This window comes from Niabella sp. (assembly GCF_030150205.1).
GTDB lineage: Bacteria > Bacteroidota > Bacteroidia > Chitinophagales > Chitinophagaceae > Niabella.
The window spans coordinates 733,478-750,343 of record NZ_JASLGT010000008.1; the positions used below are offsets into that span (position 1 = coordinate 733,478).

The window sequence follows — 16,866 nt, forward strand, 5'->3', positions numbered from 1 at the left end:
GTACAAGCAGATTCCCTGTAGGATCAAAAAACCTATGAAAACCGAAAATCGCCTGATGAACAAAAATATATTACGCACCGGGTGTTAAATTTAACGCCTGTTTCGCCAGGCCAAACAAAACGGTTAAAGAATTAACGCATTACAAAAGGATAACGGTCGTAGTTTTTCAACGCAATGCCGGTTCCCCGTACAACACTTTTCAGCGGATCATCCGCAATGTGAACCGGTAGTTTTATTTTTTGGCTGAGCCGTTTATCCAGTCCCCGCAGCAATGCCCCGCCACCGGTCAGATACAACCCTCTCCGGTAAATATCCCCTGCCAGCTCGGGAGGCGTTTGTTCCAGCGCTTTTAAAATGGCTTCTTCAATCTTAAAGATACTTTTATCCAGGGCTTCGGCAATTTCCTGGAAACTTACCATGATCTGCTTGGGGATACCCGTAACCAGGTCGCGCCCGTTCACCGGGATATCATCCGGAGGATTTTCCAGGTCTTTCATTGCAGCCCCCACCTGTATCTTGATCTGTTCTGCGGTACGCTCACCAATCAGGAGGCTGTGGTAGCGGCGCAGCGCTTCCATAATATCTGCGGTAAATTCATCCCCTGCAATACGAATGCTTTGATCGCACACGATACCGGCCAATGCAATTACGGTGATACCGGTTGTACCGCCGCCGATATCGATGATCATATTCCCCACCGGCTCTTCCACATCAATACCGATACCCAGGGCTGCCGCCATGGGCTCATGAATAAGGTATACTTCTTTTGCCCCGGCCTGTTCGGCACTGTCTCTTACGGCACGCTTCTCAACTTCGGTAATGGAGGAAGGAATGCAGATCATCATCCTCCAGCTGGGAGGAAATAACGGTTTTTTGGGATAAACCAGTTTGATGAGCTCCCGGATCATCAGTTCTGCGGCGTTAAAATCAGCGATCACACCATCTTTAAGCGGCCGCACCGTGCGGATGCTTTCATGGGTTTTTTCATGCATCATCAATGCACGCTTTCCAACGGCCAGCACTTCTTTGGGATTATTGCGGTTCAGCGCCACAATACTTGGCTCATTTACAGCCACTTCGTCGTTATGTATAATGAGGGTATTTGCGGTACCCAAATCCATTGCTATTTCTTGTGTAAACCAGTTGAAGAGTCCCATTCCTTAATTAAATAAATTTCTTGTGTTTTCGTGAGGAGCAAAGGTGAAGTAAATAATTCAAATTAACAAAGCAAAATCCAAGTACAGCAAGGATTTTTAAGCTTATACATTCATTAACAAAAAGCCCCTCAGACCCGGGTCTGTAAATTACTCCGGCGGATGATGTAATTTCCTCAAATATAAATCAATCTGTTCGAAAACTTATGCGTGATTCTTTAGCAGAAACATTACTTTTGTAACCTCAAAAATAAATTATGGCGTTAAAGGATATTCAATCTACAGGAAAAAAAGATACCCGCAGCGGTTTCGGTGATGGTATTGTGGAAGCAGCCCGCAAAAACGATAAAGTTGTGGCGTTGACAGCAGACCTGCTTGGCTCAATGAAGCTGAACCAGTTTATTAAAGAGTTCCCTGACCGTTTTGTACAATGCGGTATCGGGGAAGCCAATATGATGGGTGTAGCGGCTGGCTTAACCATTGGCGGACATATTCCTTTTACAACCACTTTTGCGAACTTCAGTACCGGCCGTGTATATGACCAGATCCGTCAGTCGATTGCCTACAGCGGCAAAAACGTAAAGATCTGTGCATCCCATGCCGGCGTAACCCTGGGTGAAGACGGCGCTACCCACCAGATTCTGGAAGATATCGGTATGATGAAAATGCTGCCGGGCATGTCGGTAGTCGTTCCCTGCGATTATACACAAACCAAGGCGGCTACCATGGCCATTGCTGAAATCGACGGACCGGTTTACCTGCGTTTCGGACGTCCGTCCTGGCCGATCTTTACCAAAGAAACCGACTTCGTTTTCGGAAAAGCCCAGCAGCTTTCTGAAGGAACGGATGTAAGCATCTTTGCCTGCGGACACCTGGTATGGAACGCGATACAAGCCGGTATTATCCTCGAAGAAAAAGGCATCAGCGTGGAAGTGATCAATATCCACACCATCAAACCGCTGGATGAAGCAGCAGTGATCGCCTCTATTCAAAAAACAAAATGCGCGGTAACCGCGGAAGAACATAATATCATTGGCGGTTTGGGAGACCGGATTGCACAGTGTGCCGCCCGCAACTTTCCCATCCCGATTGAATACGTAGGTACGCTGGACACGTTTGGCGAAAGCGGTACTCCCGATCAGCTGTTAAAAAAATACCACCTGGATGTGCCCGATATCGTGGCAGCAGCCGAAAAAGTGATCGCCCGGAAGAACGGTTAATCGTTTTAAACATACTTAAGAAAGAGCTGTCAGTAATTGGCGGCTCTTTTTTTATGGGATAATTTGAAGATGTGGAAATGTGAAAATGTGAAAATGTGAAAATGTGAAAATCGAGTCTGAAAAGGCGTTCAGCCATTAGTTATCAGTCGTCAGTTTTCAGTTGATTACGTGCCGGATTGGGAGTTGATACCTTCTCCTGGCAAGAAACATATGACTATTGCCCATTGACTACTGACCATTGACCACTCACCTCTCCCTCACGCATATTCCTCCGGTCCCTGTAACCCATTTTCAGATTCCCACTCCTGATAGTCTTCACTCATCAGTTTTCAGCGATCAGTCGTCAGTTTTCAGTTGATTACGTGCCGGATTGGAGAGTTGATACCTTCTCCTGGCAGGAAACGTATGACTATTGCCCATTGACTATTGACCATTGACCATTCACCTCTCCCCCACGCATATTCCTCCATTCCCCTGTAACCCATTTTCAGATTCCCACTCCTGATAGTCTTCACTCATTAGTTTTCAGCGATCAGTCGTCAGTTTTCAGTTGATTACGTGCCGGATTGGGGAGTTGATACCTTCTCCTGTCAGGAAACGTATGACCATTGCCTATTGACCATTGACCATTGACTATTGCCCATTGACTATTCACCTCTCTCCCACGCATATTCCTCCGGTCCCTGTAACCCATTTTCAGATTCCCACTCCTGATAGTCTTCACTCATCAGTTTTCAGCGATCAGTCGTCAGTTTTCAGTTGATTACGTGCCGGATTGGGGGAGTTGATACCTTCTCCTGGCAGGAAACATATGACTATTGCCCATTGACTATTACCCATTGACCATTCACCTCTCCCCCACGCATATTCCTCTATTCCCCATTTTCACATTTCCACATTTCTAAACGCTCCGCGAATAAACTTTTCCCTATCTTACCGGTCAAAGAATACCAGACGTCTGAATGGAACAGTTTCAAAGTGATGAGTCGTTGCTGGCGCTTTTTCGCAATCCTGTTACGAAAGAGCGGGCTTTTACCGCCATTGTAAATAAATATAAAGAGCGGCTTTACTGGCATATACGGCGTATGGTGGTACTGCATGAAGATGCGGATGATGTGTTGCAGAACGTATTTATAAAAACCTGGAAGGGCCTGGATCGCTTTCGTGCGGAGAGCGGGCTGTACACCTGGCTATACCGCATCAGCACCAATGAAAGCATTACCCATCTGCAAAATCAAAAAAAGAAAAAAGCCATCGTTGCTTTTGGAAATGAACAGGATCTGACGGACCAGATCCGGGCCGATCCGCATTTTGATCCCAATAAAATTGAATGGAAATTACAGCTGGCCATTCAGCAATTACCGGAGCAACAGCGGTTGATCTTCAACCTCCGTTATTTTGATGAAATGCCTTACCAGAAAATGAGTGTGATACTGGGTGTTACAGAAGGTGCATTGAAAGCCAGCTATCATCATGCGGCTAAAAAAGTTGAAAATTATTTACGGAACAGTTAAACAACAGGGCAAAAATTCCGTCTTAAAGTTAAGTGCAATGAAACAGGATGCCTCATACGAAATTTTAAACAGGATCCGGCAGGAACAACAATCCAACCCGGTATGCTCCCTTCCCGATGGCTATTTTGAATCCTTCACCAACCGGCTGATGGAAACGGTACAGGCGCAGGAAACGGCCCCGGAGGTTTTAAATAACGCATTGGACAATGTTTCCCGTAAAATGCCCTTCAGTATTCCTGCTGATTATTTTATACGGTTCCGGGGGAATAAAGGCGAGCGGGTGATTCCTTTTAAAAAGGGATTGGCCATTGCGGCCAGTTTTATCCTGCTGGCCATTACTTCCATTTTCCTGTTTACTCAAAAATTACAGACAGCCAGCACATCCCAGGCATCGGTTGCGGCAACTGTAAACCAGCTAACCAATGATCAGCTGGAGCGTTTTATTCAACTGGATGAAACCGTTTCCCGTGACCGGCCGATGGCTACACAAACTGCCGGTACTTCAAAACCCGAACGTACTTCCCTGTTTAAAAATGTTCCGGATGCAGACCTGTCCAGTTTTTTAAAGGAAACTGCAGAAGGAACGGATGAAATATTCTTTAACTGATGAAACTGATTTTAATTCTTTTATTACCGCTAATCGCCCTCCGGGGACCGGCACAAACACAGCCGGCGCCTAATGCCAGCCGGGTACATGATGTTTTCCTGGATTACCTTACTGAAAAAATAAGCCTTACTCCGCAGGAAAAAAAACAACTGCGACCGATGGTGATCCAATACCTGGCCGATTCCAGGAAACTCTCCAAAAGCCAGGAAGATCCATTGCTGCGCGAACAGGAGCGTATCGCATTGAAAATCAACTACCGCAAACGTTTTGTACCGATTATTGGAGAGCCCCGTGCTACCCGTTTCTTTTCCGAAGAACAGCTTTTCCGCAAAAAAGCCCGTGAAGAATTGAGCAAGCGAAGTGTTAAAGAAAACTAAAAATTATCTAAAACTGATGTTCCAACATTTTTTTATGTACAAAAATTTGTTTTATAACAAAGCTGTATATATATTTGCATTGGTGTTTTTCATAGGTTAGCAACGGCCAGCTCTTTTTAGGGCAGGCCTTTTTTTATGGCCTGCATTTATTGCTCATTCTGAGGATTGGCTACCGGCCGGCGGGTATCATGATAAAACAAAAACTGCCAGCCTTCCTGGCGGCCGCTTTCCCACCATTTTGTACGCAGTTCCATCGCTTTTTTTCCATCATAATCATACTTGGCAGCAAACCGGTGTTTCATCTGCTGGTACTGTGGCGCATCATCGGCCCCAAAAAACAACAGGTCGCCTCCCTCTTCTATCCAGAACACCTGGTGATACCGCGAATGCGCACCGGTTACCTCGTACCGTATATAATCATCAATGGTGCCCGTATCTGTTTTTAACAGCACAACATTGCCGGCCAGCACCGGCTCAAACTTAGCGGTATCATAAGAAGCACCGGCATTTTCCCGGGCAAACTGCACTTCCCGTTCCTGGATATAATAAACGGCATTTTCAAAAGTAGGCTTGCCGGTAGCAGGGTTTACCATACCCCCCGTATGATCCTTATGCAAATGGCTCATCAGTACTTTGGTAACATCGCCTGTCTGGATGCCGTTTTCAGCAAGATGCATTACTATCTGCATCTGGTCGCCCAAATGATGGTTCAGGCCAAGCCCCGTATCCAGTAACAGGATATCTTTTGAAGTGATGATCAAAAATGGTTGTATTTCCACCAGCAGGCTTCCGTGTGTGCGGGCACTCATTTCATCTTCTGATGAACGGAACGGAATAAATTTCTTGGTGGCATCCACCGTAAAGCTGCCTTCCGATAACGGGATTATTTTCATATTTAAAATTTCTGGCCGCTAAATTAGAACAAATAAACCCGTTGTGCAAAGCATGTGTGAATGAGCTCTCTGCACCTGCCGGCTATTCTATTTTAGCGGCATTGAAGATCAGTGGTATCCATGTTTGAAAGGTGGAGGATTTTGCACCGTTACCGGCAGAGGCATAATCGCAAAAAGTGGCGGTAACCGGCGGAGCTCCCTGCTCTTTATAGTTCTCGGCCTGGAACTTTGCTTCAAACTGCAGCCAGCAATCATCCGTCTTTGCTTCAACTCTTTTAAGATCGATAAACGGTTCGCCTTCTTTTAGCGGGGCTATCACCGTTCCCAGGTTGGTGCCGGCAAAACGCGTATCTCTTGATAACACCACAGGGCCGGATAGCAAGGCAAAGTACCGGTGCCGGTCGCCCATTATTTTTATACGCCCGCGCATATCCAGTTCCAGGTGGATCATATCACCGGTATTCCATTTTCTCTCCAGGTTTACATAGGCACCGGGCACTATATTTTTATGCGGTACACCGTTTACCTGCAGCACTGTTTGCCGGCTCCATTCCGGTATGCGGAGCTGCAGCACCATATCTTCCGGGGCATCCATCTCCAGCCGGAAGACTATTTTTCCTGATGCCGGGTAGTCTGTAGCCTGCACCAGCTTAACCGGTTTCCCTTTGGGAGATTTTACCGCCGCGGTTCCGTCTATAAAAAAATTAACGGCAATGCCTTCCCTGCTGCTCATGGCTACAAGCCCCGGAATGGCAAACAGGCCTCTTGGTCCGTTGGCACTGCAGCAGTTCAGATCCATACCGCACTGGCCGCTGCCGGGCAACCGCTCGCCATTCAGCGGCGTATATTTTGCCCAGGTAGCACCGTCGCTTTTTAACGCAGCCATCAGGGCATTATAATAGGTTGTTTCAATGGCGTCCGCATATTTTGCTTCACCGGTCATTTTTAATAACGCCGTGCAGAGTTGCATCCAGGTTACGGTAACACAGGTTTCCTGGTAGTGGTATACCGGGGTGGTTTGCCGCTCCTTACCACCAAACCACATTTCTGCCGAAGCTCCGGAACCGGCAATATTGATCTCTGTATCCCGTATGTTTTCAAAAACATTCAATACAGCTTGCTTATACATTTCTTTACCGGTGAGGCGGTACAATGCCAGCAGCCCTTCATAGCAGGACATCATTTCATAGGCCTTTTGTCCCTGCTCCGGGCTGTACCATTCTTTGGGCCGGGGAAAACGTTCGCTTACATTTACAGCAGCCTTGCTGATAAGCTGCGGGCCAACGGTTGTTTCCCATTGTGTTACGATGGTTTCTGCAAAGCTGAGGTATTTCTTATTGCCGGTTGCCACGCTTAACCGTACCAAGGGTAACAATACAGAAGAAGCCGCCATGCCCCTGTAATTTCCCTTATTAACGATGGTTCCGCCCTGCCTGTTTATTGCTCCGATCAGGTAATCGGTCAGTTTTACTGCTGCGTCCAGGCTTTTTTTATCGCCGGTCAGGTCATGATATTCCAGCAAGCCCAGCAGACAGTATTTCATTCCCCAGATATCCCATTGCTTTAACCGGCTTTGTGCACCATAATTGCCGATATACCCATCCGGTGTTTGGGTAGCGATGAGGCCTGTTACCGCCGCATCTATTTTTGCCTTCAGCTCCGGATCTGGTTTGTACTGATACGCCCATATGCACGCCATCATGCATTTTCCCCAAAACTCCGATTGCCAGAGATGCGTTTCTGTGCGATGCCGGAACGGTTCGATAAGCTGATCGAAGTTTTTTGTGAGGATATCATTTTTAAAACACTGATCCAGCCGGCTGCCCATATATCCCTGCAATAGGGCTGCGCCGGCCATTTCAAGCCGGTTGGCAATAAGCCAGGAACCGGGGCCACCGGTTTGCCGGGCAAACAGGGCGGGCGCCAGCATACCGGCAGCCGTGGCAAGGCCGGTTTGTTTTACAAATACTCTTCTTGAAAGCATCGATAACCGGGATGTTTCTTTTTTACGCATCTGATTTATTTTTCTATGACCATACTTACAGGGCCCGACAGGCCGCTGTTTGTTAACGCTGCCGTTTGGGAAGGACCGTTTATCGTCCATGTTTTCCGCTGCGCTTCCGGCTGACCGGCATCATATACCAACCGGTTAAACCAGGTGCTGGTCACTTCTATTTTCAATGTATTGATTCCGGTCCGGAGGGCCTTTGTGATATCCAGTTTGTACGGCGTGGCCCACAATGTATGAAAACGCTCCCCATTCAGCGTTACCGAAGCAATCATGTTCACCTGTCCCAGGTTCATAGTATACCTTGCCTTCCGTTGGATGGTATCCATCCGGAAGGCCGTTGTATAAACCGCAGTACCCGAAAATGTTTTTCCTTCATTGGAAAGGTCCAGCTCCTTCCAGGGTTTTAGTTCCTGTACTTCCATAGCAGCCGGTGCGCCCCAGCCTCCGGGAAATTGAATCGTCCAGGGTTTTGTAAATGCAATGGCTACCGGTTGATGCAGCGCCGGAGGTTTACTTTCCGCTAATGCTGCTTTTTGATGAAAAACAATAAAACCGGAACCCGCTTCGGGCAGGTCCAATGTAACAACCGTCCGGTCGCCCTGCCTTTTTGCTGCCAACGGTAAAACCTTGCCGGAAACAGGATCCCATAGCTCAACGTTGCCCGTATTGCGGAAACTGAGGGTACCCGCAAAGGCTCCGCCCCTGGGCGCACAAACAAAATACCAGTCGGCATCTTCGGCACGGCGGTGTACCCATTGTACCGGTCCCCCCGAAACATCAGGCGCGATCCGCAGTTGCTGAAGCGCATCGGAGAGGCTCATCCCCGAAACAATTTGTCCCTTCCCGATTTTACGGATACGCGGTTTTGTTTCCCTGCCCCAAATGGAGTTTACAATCGTATTCAGCTGCTCCTGCGCGGCGCTGCCACCGCTAAGCGTAGCGATCCCCGAAGGCGCATCCCCAACCACGGTGGCACCGGCCTTAATTAACGCAGCAATTTTTTCCGCAGTTTTTGGCAGCATCCGGATACTGGCCGGAAGCCATAGGACCCGGTACCGGATCCCTTCGGGGGTTGTGATCCATCCATCCTTTACCGATAACCGGTTCCATAAAACATCCGTATTGCAATAGTCATATTTAAACCCTTCGGGGAACGGTGCATGCTGATCCGGTTTGTGATCGATCTCATCTCCAAGATACCACAACACATCGGATACCGGTTTCCCCCGCTCCAGCAAATAATTGCAGCGGGCAAAATATTCCGTAAATACGGGCATCTCCTTCCACCAGGTTTGTCCCCTTAAAAACGGAGTACCGATGCCTGCACCAAAAGAAGTGCCGGGTTGCAAAAAATTGGTTTGCGGATTATGAGTATAGGTATGAAAGACCAGGTGGGTAACGCCCTCCACCATATTTACATTGGCCACTTCTTTCAGCATCTGCCATTGTTCGTTCCAGGTAAGTGCAAAAGAAGTAAACGCTTCTGCCGACACACGGGGCTTTCCGTACAACCGGGCCGCAGAAACGGTTGGCTTTACCGGTTTAAAATTCAGCGATCCCACGTAACCATCCGTAAAGGGCTGCCAGAACTCGCACATGGGAACATCTGCATATTTATAATACTCCATGATATCGGCAGGAAATACATCCCCGGCAGCCGTTTCATAAGTGATGGATAAATTGCGGGTCTTCGCCAGCTTCGATAGCTGTCCGTAAAACTTATGGGTGAACAAGTCACTGATGGTAGCCCGCCAATCCCTTAGAAAACGGAATGTGGTGGCTTCATCCTTTATCACATAGCCAAAAACAGCCGGCAGCCATTTGCGGAGCGGGTAGGAAGTCACCCGTTCAAACTCCGGTTCCATATCCTCCGTCCAGGTTTGTGTTTCACATTCCCAGCTGTCTAAAAGCACTCCATTCAGCAATCCGTTTACAGGGCCGCTATTGTCCGCAAGCCGGCCGATGTATCCTTCGAAATGCGCCTGTGCTCCTTTCACCGATAGCTTGTTGCATTCCCAGCCGGTACCCGCAGGCGGAGCGGGTCCGTTTTTACGGCCGGTATTTACATGCCCGATGCGCAAAATTGTCCAGCTGCCCGCAGGCGCATTCCACCTCAGCTCCCCGTTGCTGTTCATCAACGCAGTGAGGTCCAGTATTTGATCCGAATCTACATAGGTATCTGGCGACCGGGAATAAGCATCGCCCGCTCGTTCAATCGTGCGTAGGGTCCATCCCGCTTCTGACTCCCAGTTATTTTTCCGGCTGGCCGTAAACAGCTTAATAAATCCCAGCCGCATATCGTGTTGATTCAGGATCTCAAACCGGTATCTTTTTGCGCCCTGTGTTTCCCTGCAGGCCAGGGTCATGGGCGATTGATCCTGCCAGTTGCTTTGCGGCAGCGCTGTATTCAGGATCTCTTTCGACTGCCCGTTCTCAAAAATGGCAAAACCTTTTATAGTAACTCCCGGCTCGTAACACCAGGCGTGATTAAAACTATTGATACTCGGGAGTGTGATGGAACGGATGGTAACGCTGGTGTTGAAATCAACGGTTACCTGGTAAGGATCGGATGGACTGGCTGGCGCAAGCGTTACCGGTTTATTTCCCTTTTCTGAAAAAAGGCCGTTCCATAATATATTGGAACTGCCTGTTACCGCTGCCGGCACCAGCGGATCGCCGGTATCATCCTTCGGTGTCGGAAATGCCAGCACGGCCACTTCCCGGTAATCGCGCCAGGGTTCACTTATCGCATCTGGTTTTGCCAGGGCAATATTTTTTACCTGCCCCGTTCCTTTTACATCCTGGCGCTTCCATACCAGGTGGCGCATGGCATTCTCCGGCTTTATCCAGGGCCCGCCCGCCATGGCCCAGCCGGGACAGTTTTGCAGGGTGAACCGGAGGCCCAGCCGTTTGCATTCTTTAGCGGTAAAGTTCAGCGCATCTTCCCAGGCGGGGCTCAGGCAGATGATCTCCGGATCGACGCCCGGCCATTTTCCCCCAAACTGACCATGAAAAAGCTGGATGCCGGAAATACCTGCTTTAGCGATCGCTTCAAGATCAGCAGTGATTCCCTTCTTTGAAATATTTCCTCCAATAAAATGAAACCAGGTTTCCGGGTGGTAGCTTTTTGAAGGATCCTGAAATAGCTTCCGGTCCTGCGCGCTAAAACGACCTGTCTGTTCCCGTGCCTGCGGCACAACAGGAGCAGGCTGCGCAATTGCCGGCAGGGCATTTGCGATCATCCATACGTTTAAAAACAAGCTTCTTATTAATGGCTGCATCATTCGAAACATATACGGTTATGGCTAAAACAGGGTTGCTATTAAATATAAGCCGGGTTTCTAACAGAACCATCCTGTACTATCCTGAAAATAATTTTACGTAACTTTTCCTGCTATTTTGCAGCTGCATTTCTATTTTGTTCTGATAATATTGCCCATATGACTTACAGACAGGCCTTTCTATTCCTATTGGTTTTAGCCGGGATTCCATTGTTGCTCAATGCTCAAAAAGTTGTCAATCTGCAGTGTGAACATCTGATCAACCCGCTGGGCATTGATCATCAAACGCCCCGCTTTAGCTGGACCATTGATGATCCGCAGGCTGGTGCCACACAAACCAGTTACCGGATTGTAGTTTCCAGGGAAACCGGGGAAGAAGTATGGAACTCGGGGATCGTGGCCGCTTCGGATAACCTGGTTACCTATAAGGGCAAAGCGCTGGAGCCTTTTACAAGGTATACCTGGAAAGTGCTGCTCACCGGTAAAAACAAACAGCCTTACAATATACCCGCAACCGCCTTTTTTGAAACCGGTATGATGCAGCAACGGCACTGGAAGGGCGGATGGATCAGCGATGGCAATGATACCCGGTTAAAACCTGCCCCCTATTTCAGGAAATCGTTTACGCTGAAGAAACCGGTTAAATCCGCAAGAGCTTATATAGCTGCTGCAGGTCTTTACGAGCTATCACTCAATGCAACATCCATAGGCGATCACCGGTTAGATCCTATGTATACCCGTTATGACCGGAGGAACCTTTATGTAACTTATGATGTAAGTAACCAGTTGCAGCCGGGTGAAAATGTGATCGGTGTTTTGCTGGGAAACGGCTGGTATAATCACCAGTCCACGGCGGTTTGGTATTTTGACAAGGCGCCCTGGCGGAACCGGCCGGCATTTTGCATGGACCTCCGGATCACCTATACCGATGGCACTACAGAAACCATTGCCACCGACCGGAACTGGAGAACTGCTTTAAGCCCGGTGATCTTTAACAGCATTTACACCGGTGAGCACTATGATGCACGGCTGGAGCTGCCGGGCTGGAACAAGCCCGGTTTTGACGATTCAAAATGGGCAGGAGCCACCGATCGCGCAGCACCCGCTCCGCTGATCACGGCACAGGTATTGCAACCCATACGGGATGTGGTAACCATTAGCCCGGTAGCCTTAAAAAAATTCAACGATACGAATTACGTCTTCAACCTGGGCCGGAATATTTCCGGAGTCAGCGAGCTCCATGTTTCGGGGGCTGCAGGAACCGTGATCCGGCTTATCCATGCAGAACGTGTGCACAGCTCCGGCCATGCCGATCTGTCCAATATCGATGTGCATTATCGTCCTACCGATGACAGCGATCCCTTTCAGACCGATATTTTTATTTTGAAAGGAAGCGGTACCGAAACCTTTAAACCCCGGTTCAATTACAAAGGGTTCCAGTATGTAGAAATCATCAGCAGCAAACCAGTGCAACTCAGCCAATCCAGTCTGCAGGGGTATTTCATGCACAGCGATGTGCCCCCCGTGGGTACGGTTGATGCCGGGGATCCGCTCATTAACAAGATCTGGCAGGCTACAAACAACTCTTATCTTTCGAACCTTTTCGGATATCCGACTGATTGTCCGCAACGCGAAAAGAATGGCTGGACGGGTGATGCCGTTATTGCACTGGAAACGGGTCTTTATAATTTTGACGGCATTACCGTATATGAAAAATGGCTGGCCGATCACCGGGATGAGCAGCAGCCCAACGGTGTATTACCCGCCATCATCCCAACCAGCGGCTGGGGCTATCAATGGGCCAATGGTCCGGACTGGACCAGTACCATTGCCATGATCCCCTGGACCCTTTACCAGTTTTATGGAGACACCAGGCCCCTGGCCGATAACTATGAAAATATAAAACGTTATGTAGACCGTATTGCAGACCAATACCCCACAGGTTTAACCACCTGGGGACTGGGGGATTGGGTGCCCGTTAAATCGAAATCGCCCGTGGAACTAACCTCTTCCCTTTATTATTATGCGGATGCCCATATTCTTGCCAGGGCAGCCCGGCTGCTCAATAAAAAAGCAGATGCGGCACATTATGAAACCCTGGCGGCAACGATCCGTAAAGCCATCAATGATAAATACCTGAATGCAACAACCGGCATTTATGGATCCGGTTTACAAACCGAACTAAGTACCCCCGTATACTGGGGAGTGGTTCCGGATGCCCTGAAAGCAAAAGTGGTCGCCAACCTGGCAAAAAAAGTACAGGAAGACGGCGTGCAACTGGATGTGGGCATCCTGGGCGCCAAGGCGGTATTGAATGTGTTAAGCGAAAATGGTTATGCCGACCTGGCCTACCAACTGGCGGCACGCAAAACCTATCCATCCTGGGGCTGGTGGATTGGGAACGGTGCCACCACGCTTTATGAAAACTGGAAGGTGGATGCTGCGCGGGATGCCTCGCTCAACCATATTATGTTTGGAGATATCGGTGCCTGGTTTTATAAAGCCCTTGGCGGCATCTTCCCCGATCCGGAGCAACCGGGTTTCAGGAACGTTCTTCTGAAACCCAATTTTGTAAAGGGACTGCAAACATTTAAAGCTGCTTATAAAGGCCCCAGGGGCGAGATCCGTTCTGCCTGGGAAAAGCAGGGAGACCAGCTTCGTTATACCTGCCGGATACCGGCAAACAGCACCGCTACCTTTTTTATGCCGGCCTCCTGGCAGGTACAAAAAGGCTACCGGATGCCGGGTACTCCAAATAAAGATGGAAGCTATACGCTCCCTTCAGGAACCTATACCCTTTTGTTAAATGTAAAATATTAAACACTGCATTTTAAATGTAGCATTAGCAGCGGTATTGCTTCAGGAAAGTAAGATGGCGGATGATGCGATTGCTTCACTCTAGCATACTATAGTCCACACCGGACATTTTATATCCACACAGATCCACGCCATTTTTTTCAGATTAATGCAGGAACTTAATCAATGCAGATCTGCACGTTATCTATATCTGCGAATCTGCGGCTTCTATGCATACAGCGCGACAGCAAATGCTTCATTTTACATTCACATTTTACACTGGATATTTTCCAATCCCCCAGGACTACGCCGAATTTCGTCCGGCATTTATAATACCAAAGGAGCAACGCATCACCAGTTTGCCATAGGCATCGCGCAATGCCTCATCCATATCATCACCGCCTTCGCGCAATTTTACCAGGGCATATTGCTGAATGGTAACCAATGGTTTTACAATGCGCTCCCGCATGCGGATGGAAAGCTTATCCACCGGGTAAGAAGCCATCAATGTATCGTGCCCGGAAAGTTTGTATAAATATTCCTTGGTCAACAGATATTCATCGTAAATCATTTTCCAGATGCCGCCAAACTGTTCATCCTTTTCCATATAGGCCGTAATAGGGAAATAGGATTTTGACATGGCCATCTCACAGTTATCCAGCAGGGTTTTAAAATACAGCGACTCTTTATAAAGACTTTTCAGCTCTTCAAAGCGACCGATATATTCCATTTTTTTCAGCGCTGTTCCCACACCGTAAAAACCGGGCACATTCTGCTTCAACTGGCTCCAGGCACCTGCAAAAGGAATGGCACGCAGGTCGTTCAGCGAAAAAGAAGATTGCGATCCGCCGCGTTTTGCCGGGCGGCTGCCGATATTTGTTTCATTATAAAAACGCAGCGGACTCATTTCATAGAGGTAGTTCGCCAGCTGCGGATGGTCCTTCAATTGTTTGTACGCATCAAAGCCATAGGAAGCCAGTTCCTGCATCAGCTCTTCCTTTTTACCGCTCAGCGGAGGATAGCGGTCTGTAAATAACGAGTTGGACACCCCTGCATTAATAAGTTGTTCCAGGTTGAACTGCGCCGATTCGATGATACCGAAATTGGCACTTACCGTTTGTCCCTGTATGGTTAGCTGGATCTCTTTATTGGAAATATGACTGCCCATGGATGCATAAAACTTATGGGTTTTACCACCACCTCTTGAGGGCGGGCCTCCGCGTCCATCAAAAAAGATCACATCAAATCCATATTGGCGGGTTATCCTGGTCAGTTCTTCTTTTGCACGGTAAATGCTCCAGTTGGCCATCAGGTATCCGCCGTCCTTGGTTCCGTCTGAAAAACCCAGCATGATGGTTTGCGTTTTGCCGCGGCGCTTCAGATGCTCTTTATAGGCAGGGATTGAATACAGATCCTTCATGATCGTACCTGCGTTCTGCAGGTCTTCAATCGTTTCAAACAAGGGTACTACATCTACTTTAAAGTCTTCACCGCTGATACCATTAAGCCGGAACAGTCCTACCACCTCAATAATGTTCAGTACGCTGGTGCAATGACTGATGATATAACGGTTACACCCCTCTTCCCCATTGGCTTTCTGTATGGCACAAACCGCATCTACCACCTGTACGGTATCCTTTACCACATCATCTTTCACAAGCGCGGTTACATCTGCCTGCTGCAACTCCAGCAGCAATGCCACTTTCTGCTTTTCAGTTAACTGGTCATAGTCTGCAGGTAAGATACCTGAAGCAGCCAGCTGTGTATATAATTTCTCATGTACCGAACTATCCTGCCGGATATCGAGCGATGCAAAATGCAATCCGAAGATCTCGATCTTATTGATGAGGTTCTGGATCTTCGTTACAAAAAGTCCGTTATGTTTGTCGTTCACTACATTTTTAACGGTCTCCAGCGTATCAATGATCTCCTGTATTTGGATTTTCGATTCATACCCCGGCACAAAAACTTCATCATACAGTTTACGCTCCAGTTCAATCAGCTCTTCCTCCACGCCCTGGAACGTAAGCCGGCGGCGCAACCGGCGCACATCCATATAATAACATTTCAGGATGGCACCCCGCAACGCACCTGCTACCTGTAACGTTGTATCGGTGGTTACAAACGGATTTCCGTCGCGGTCTCCCCCGGGCCAGAAGCCCATTTTCACCAGGGCATGTTTGCCGGTGTCGATCTGCGGAAACTGGTTCTTCAGTGCCCCGATAATGCGGCCCGCAGCCGGGTAAAATACATTCTCCAGGTACCAGATCAGGCTCACCGCTTCATCGTAAGGTGTGGGCTTTTTCTTTTTCAAAAACGGGGTCTTTCCCAGCTGCTGCAACAACATATTGATCTCGCTGGCATCGTTTCTTATCAGCGCGCTGCTGAGGTCACGGATAATACCCAGCACAGAACCAGGATAAAATTGCGTTGGATGGGCGGTTAATACCAACCGTACACAAAAGGCTTTGAGCACCTGCTCAAACCCTGCTTCCTTGTTGTTTTGCACTACTTCGGACATCAGCTGTTTTAGGGTACCGGCACCATTCAGATCGTTGATCTCTTTATAAGAAGCATCTTCCAGTGCATCAAACAATACGACCTGCCGTTCTATATATTGTACCAGGCGAAACAACAGATCCACCTGTGTTTTTACTTCTGAATAGGAGGTATGCCGGTTAAAAAAGTCATCTACAATTTCAACAGGACTTAACGCCTTTTCATATCCTTCTTCACACATGCTGGACAATAACGACAGCAAGATCCCGGTCTTCTCAATACGGTTGAACGGTAGCGAAGTAAATAAACTATTGTACAACTGAAATCTGATCCCCACATCATTTTTGAAGTGCTGAACCGATTGGCTGCTTACCACATCCATATATTTCCTGTTTGACTTTTAGAATTACTGCCGGGCTTCCGGAACTTTATAAGAAAGCATCGATACCTGTCAGCATTTAAACAGCGTTGAAGATACTATTTTTCCGCTATAACATTTGCAATTCTCAAGCAT

Annotated in this window: 10 protein-coding genes; 5 read left to right on the plus strand and 5 right to left on the minus strand. The window is 48.2% G+C overall.

Annotation, left to right across the window (positions count from 1 at the left end; genetic code table 11):
* Window positions 1-131: 131 nt before the first annotated feature.
* Complete coding sequence (locus tag Q1V85_RS07795) at window positions 132-1,157, minus strand: rod shape-determining protein (RefSeq protein WP_090389562.1); 1,026 nt, start codon at window positions 1,155-1,157, stop codon at window positions 132-134.
* A 254-nt stretch (window positions 1,158-1,411) separates the two neighbouring features.
* On the opposite strand from Q1V85_RS07795, the gene Q1V85_RS07800 reads away from it, so the two are divergent.
* From Q1V85_RS07800 to Q1V85_RS07815, 4 genes are all read left to right on the plus strand, one after another.
* The gene (locus Q1V85_RS07800; RefSeq protein WP_300598743.1) at window positions 1,412-2,374 is read left to right on the plus strand and encodes a transketolase C-terminal domain-containing protein; all 963 of its coding nucleotides are present in this window, start codon (window positions 1,412-1,414) and stop codon (window positions 2,372-2,374) included.
* A gap of 962 nt (window positions 2,375-3,336) precedes the next feature.
* On the plus strand, window positions 3,337-3,888 hold the full coding sequence (locus tag Q1V85_RS07805) for an RNA polymerase sigma factor (RefSeq protein WP_300598744.1): 552 nt from the start codon (window positions 3,337-3,339) through the stop codon (window positions 3,886-3,888).
* Window positions 3,889-3,925: 37 nt separating this feature from the next.
* Window positions 3,926-4,495, plus strand: coding sequence for a hypothetical protein (locus Q1V85_RS07810; protein ID WP_300598745.1), 570 nt, complete (start codon window positions 3,926-3,928; stop codon window positions 4,493-4,495).
* The gene (locus Q1V85_RS07815) at window positions 4,495-4,872 is read left to right on the plus strand and encodes a hypothetical protein (RefSeq protein ID WP_300598746.1); all 378 of its coding nucleotides are present in this window, start codon (window positions 4,495-4,497) and stop codon (window positions 4,870-4,872) included. The genes Q1V85_RS07810 and Q1V85_RS07815 overlap by 1 nt, the downstream gene beginning before the upstream one ends.
* 146 nt (window positions 4,873-5,018) lie before the next feature.
* Here the strand turns inward: Q1V85_RS07815 and Q1V85_RS07820 are convergent, their stop codons facing one another.
* From Q1V85_RS07820 to Q1V85_RS07830, 3 genes are all read right to left on the minus strand, one after another.
* Entirely contained in the window at window positions 5,019-5,765 is a 747-nt protein-coding gene (locus tag Q1V85_RS07820) for an MBL fold metallo-hydrolase (RefSeq protein ID WP_300598747.1), read from the minus strand.
* A gap of 82 nt (window positions 5,766-5,847) precedes the next feature.
* On the minus strand, window positions 5,848-7,779 hold the full coding sequence (locus Q1V85_RS07825) for a beta-L-arabinofuranosidase domain-containing protein (RefSeq protein ID WP_300598748.1): 1,932 nt from the start codon (window positions 7,777-7,779) through the stop codon (window positions 5,848-5,850).
* Window positions 7,780-7,784: 5 nt separating this feature from the next.
* Window positions 7,785-11,060, minus strand: a complete 3,276-nt coding sequence (locus tag Q1V85_RS07830; RefSeq protein ID WP_300598749.1) for a glycosyl hydrolase — start codon at window positions 11,058-11,060, stop codon at window positions 7,785-7,787.
* A gap of 156 nt (window positions 11,061-11,216) precedes the next feature.
* Between Q1V85_RS07830 and Q1V85_RS07835 the strand changes: the two genes are divergently transcribed.
* On the plus strand, window positions 11,217-13,877 hold the full coding sequence (locus Q1V85_RS07835) for an alpha-L-rhamnosidase (protein ID WP_300598750.1): 2,661 nt from the start codon (window positions 11,217-11,219) through the stop codon (window positions 13,875-13,877).
* Window positions 13,878-14,157: 280 nt separating this feature from the next.
* Here Q1V85_RS07835 and Q1V85_RS07840 read toward each other — a convergent pair whose 3' ends face one another.
* Window positions 14,158-16,734 carry a phosphoenolpyruvate carboxylase gene (locus Q1V85_RS07840; RefSeq protein WP_300598751.1) on the minus strand — a complete coding sequence of 859 codons (2,577 nt, stop codon included), beginning with the start codon at window positions 16,732-16,734 and terminating at the stop codon, window positions 14,158-14,160.
* Window positions 16,735-16,866: the final 132 nt, after the last annotated feature.

Excerpts from the sequence above, each read along its gene's own strand:
- Q1V85_RS07795 (WP_090389562.1), bottom strand. The coding sequence starts at position 1,157 with ATGGGACTCTTCAACTGGTTTACACAAGAAATAGCAATGGATTTGGGT.
- Q1V85_RS07800 (WP_300598743.1), top strand. The coding sequence starts at position 1,412 with ATGGCGTTAAAGGATATTCAATCTACAGGAAAAAAAGATACCCGCAGC.
- Q1V85_RS07805 (WP_300598744.1), top strand. The coding sequence starts at position 3,337 with ATGGAACAGTTTCAAAGTGATGAGTCGTTGCTGGCGCTTTTTCGCAAT.
- Q1V85_RS07810 (WP_300598745.1), top strand. The coding sequence starts at position 3,926 with ATGAAACAGGATGCCTCATACGAAATTTTAAACAGGATCCGGCAGGAA.
- Q1V85_RS07815 (WP_300598746.1), top strand. The coding sequence starts at position 4,495 with ATGAAACTGATTTTAATTCTTTTATTACCGCTAATCGCCCTCCGGGGA.
- Q1V85_RS07820 (WP_300598747.1), bottom strand. The coding sequence starts at position 5,765 with ATGAAAATAATCCCGTTATCGGAAGGCAGCTTTACGGTGGATGCCACC.
- Q1V85_RS07825 (WP_300598748.1), bottom strand. The coding sequence starts at position 7,779 with ATGCGTAAAAAAGAAACATCCCGGTTATCGATGCTTTCAAGAAGAGTA.
- Q1V85_RS07830 (WP_300598749.1), bottom strand. The coding sequence starts at position 11,060 with ATGATGCAGCCATTAATAAGAAGCTTGTTTTTAAACGTATGGATGATC.
- Q1V85_RS07835 (WP_300598750.1), top strand. The coding sequence starts at position 11,217 with ATGACTTACAGACAGGCCTTTCTATTCCTATTGGTTTTAGCCGGGATT.
- Q1V85_RS07840 (WP_300598751.1), bottom strand. The coding sequence starts at position 16,734 with ATGGATGTGGTAAGCAGCCAATCGGTTCAGCACTTCAAAAATGATGTG.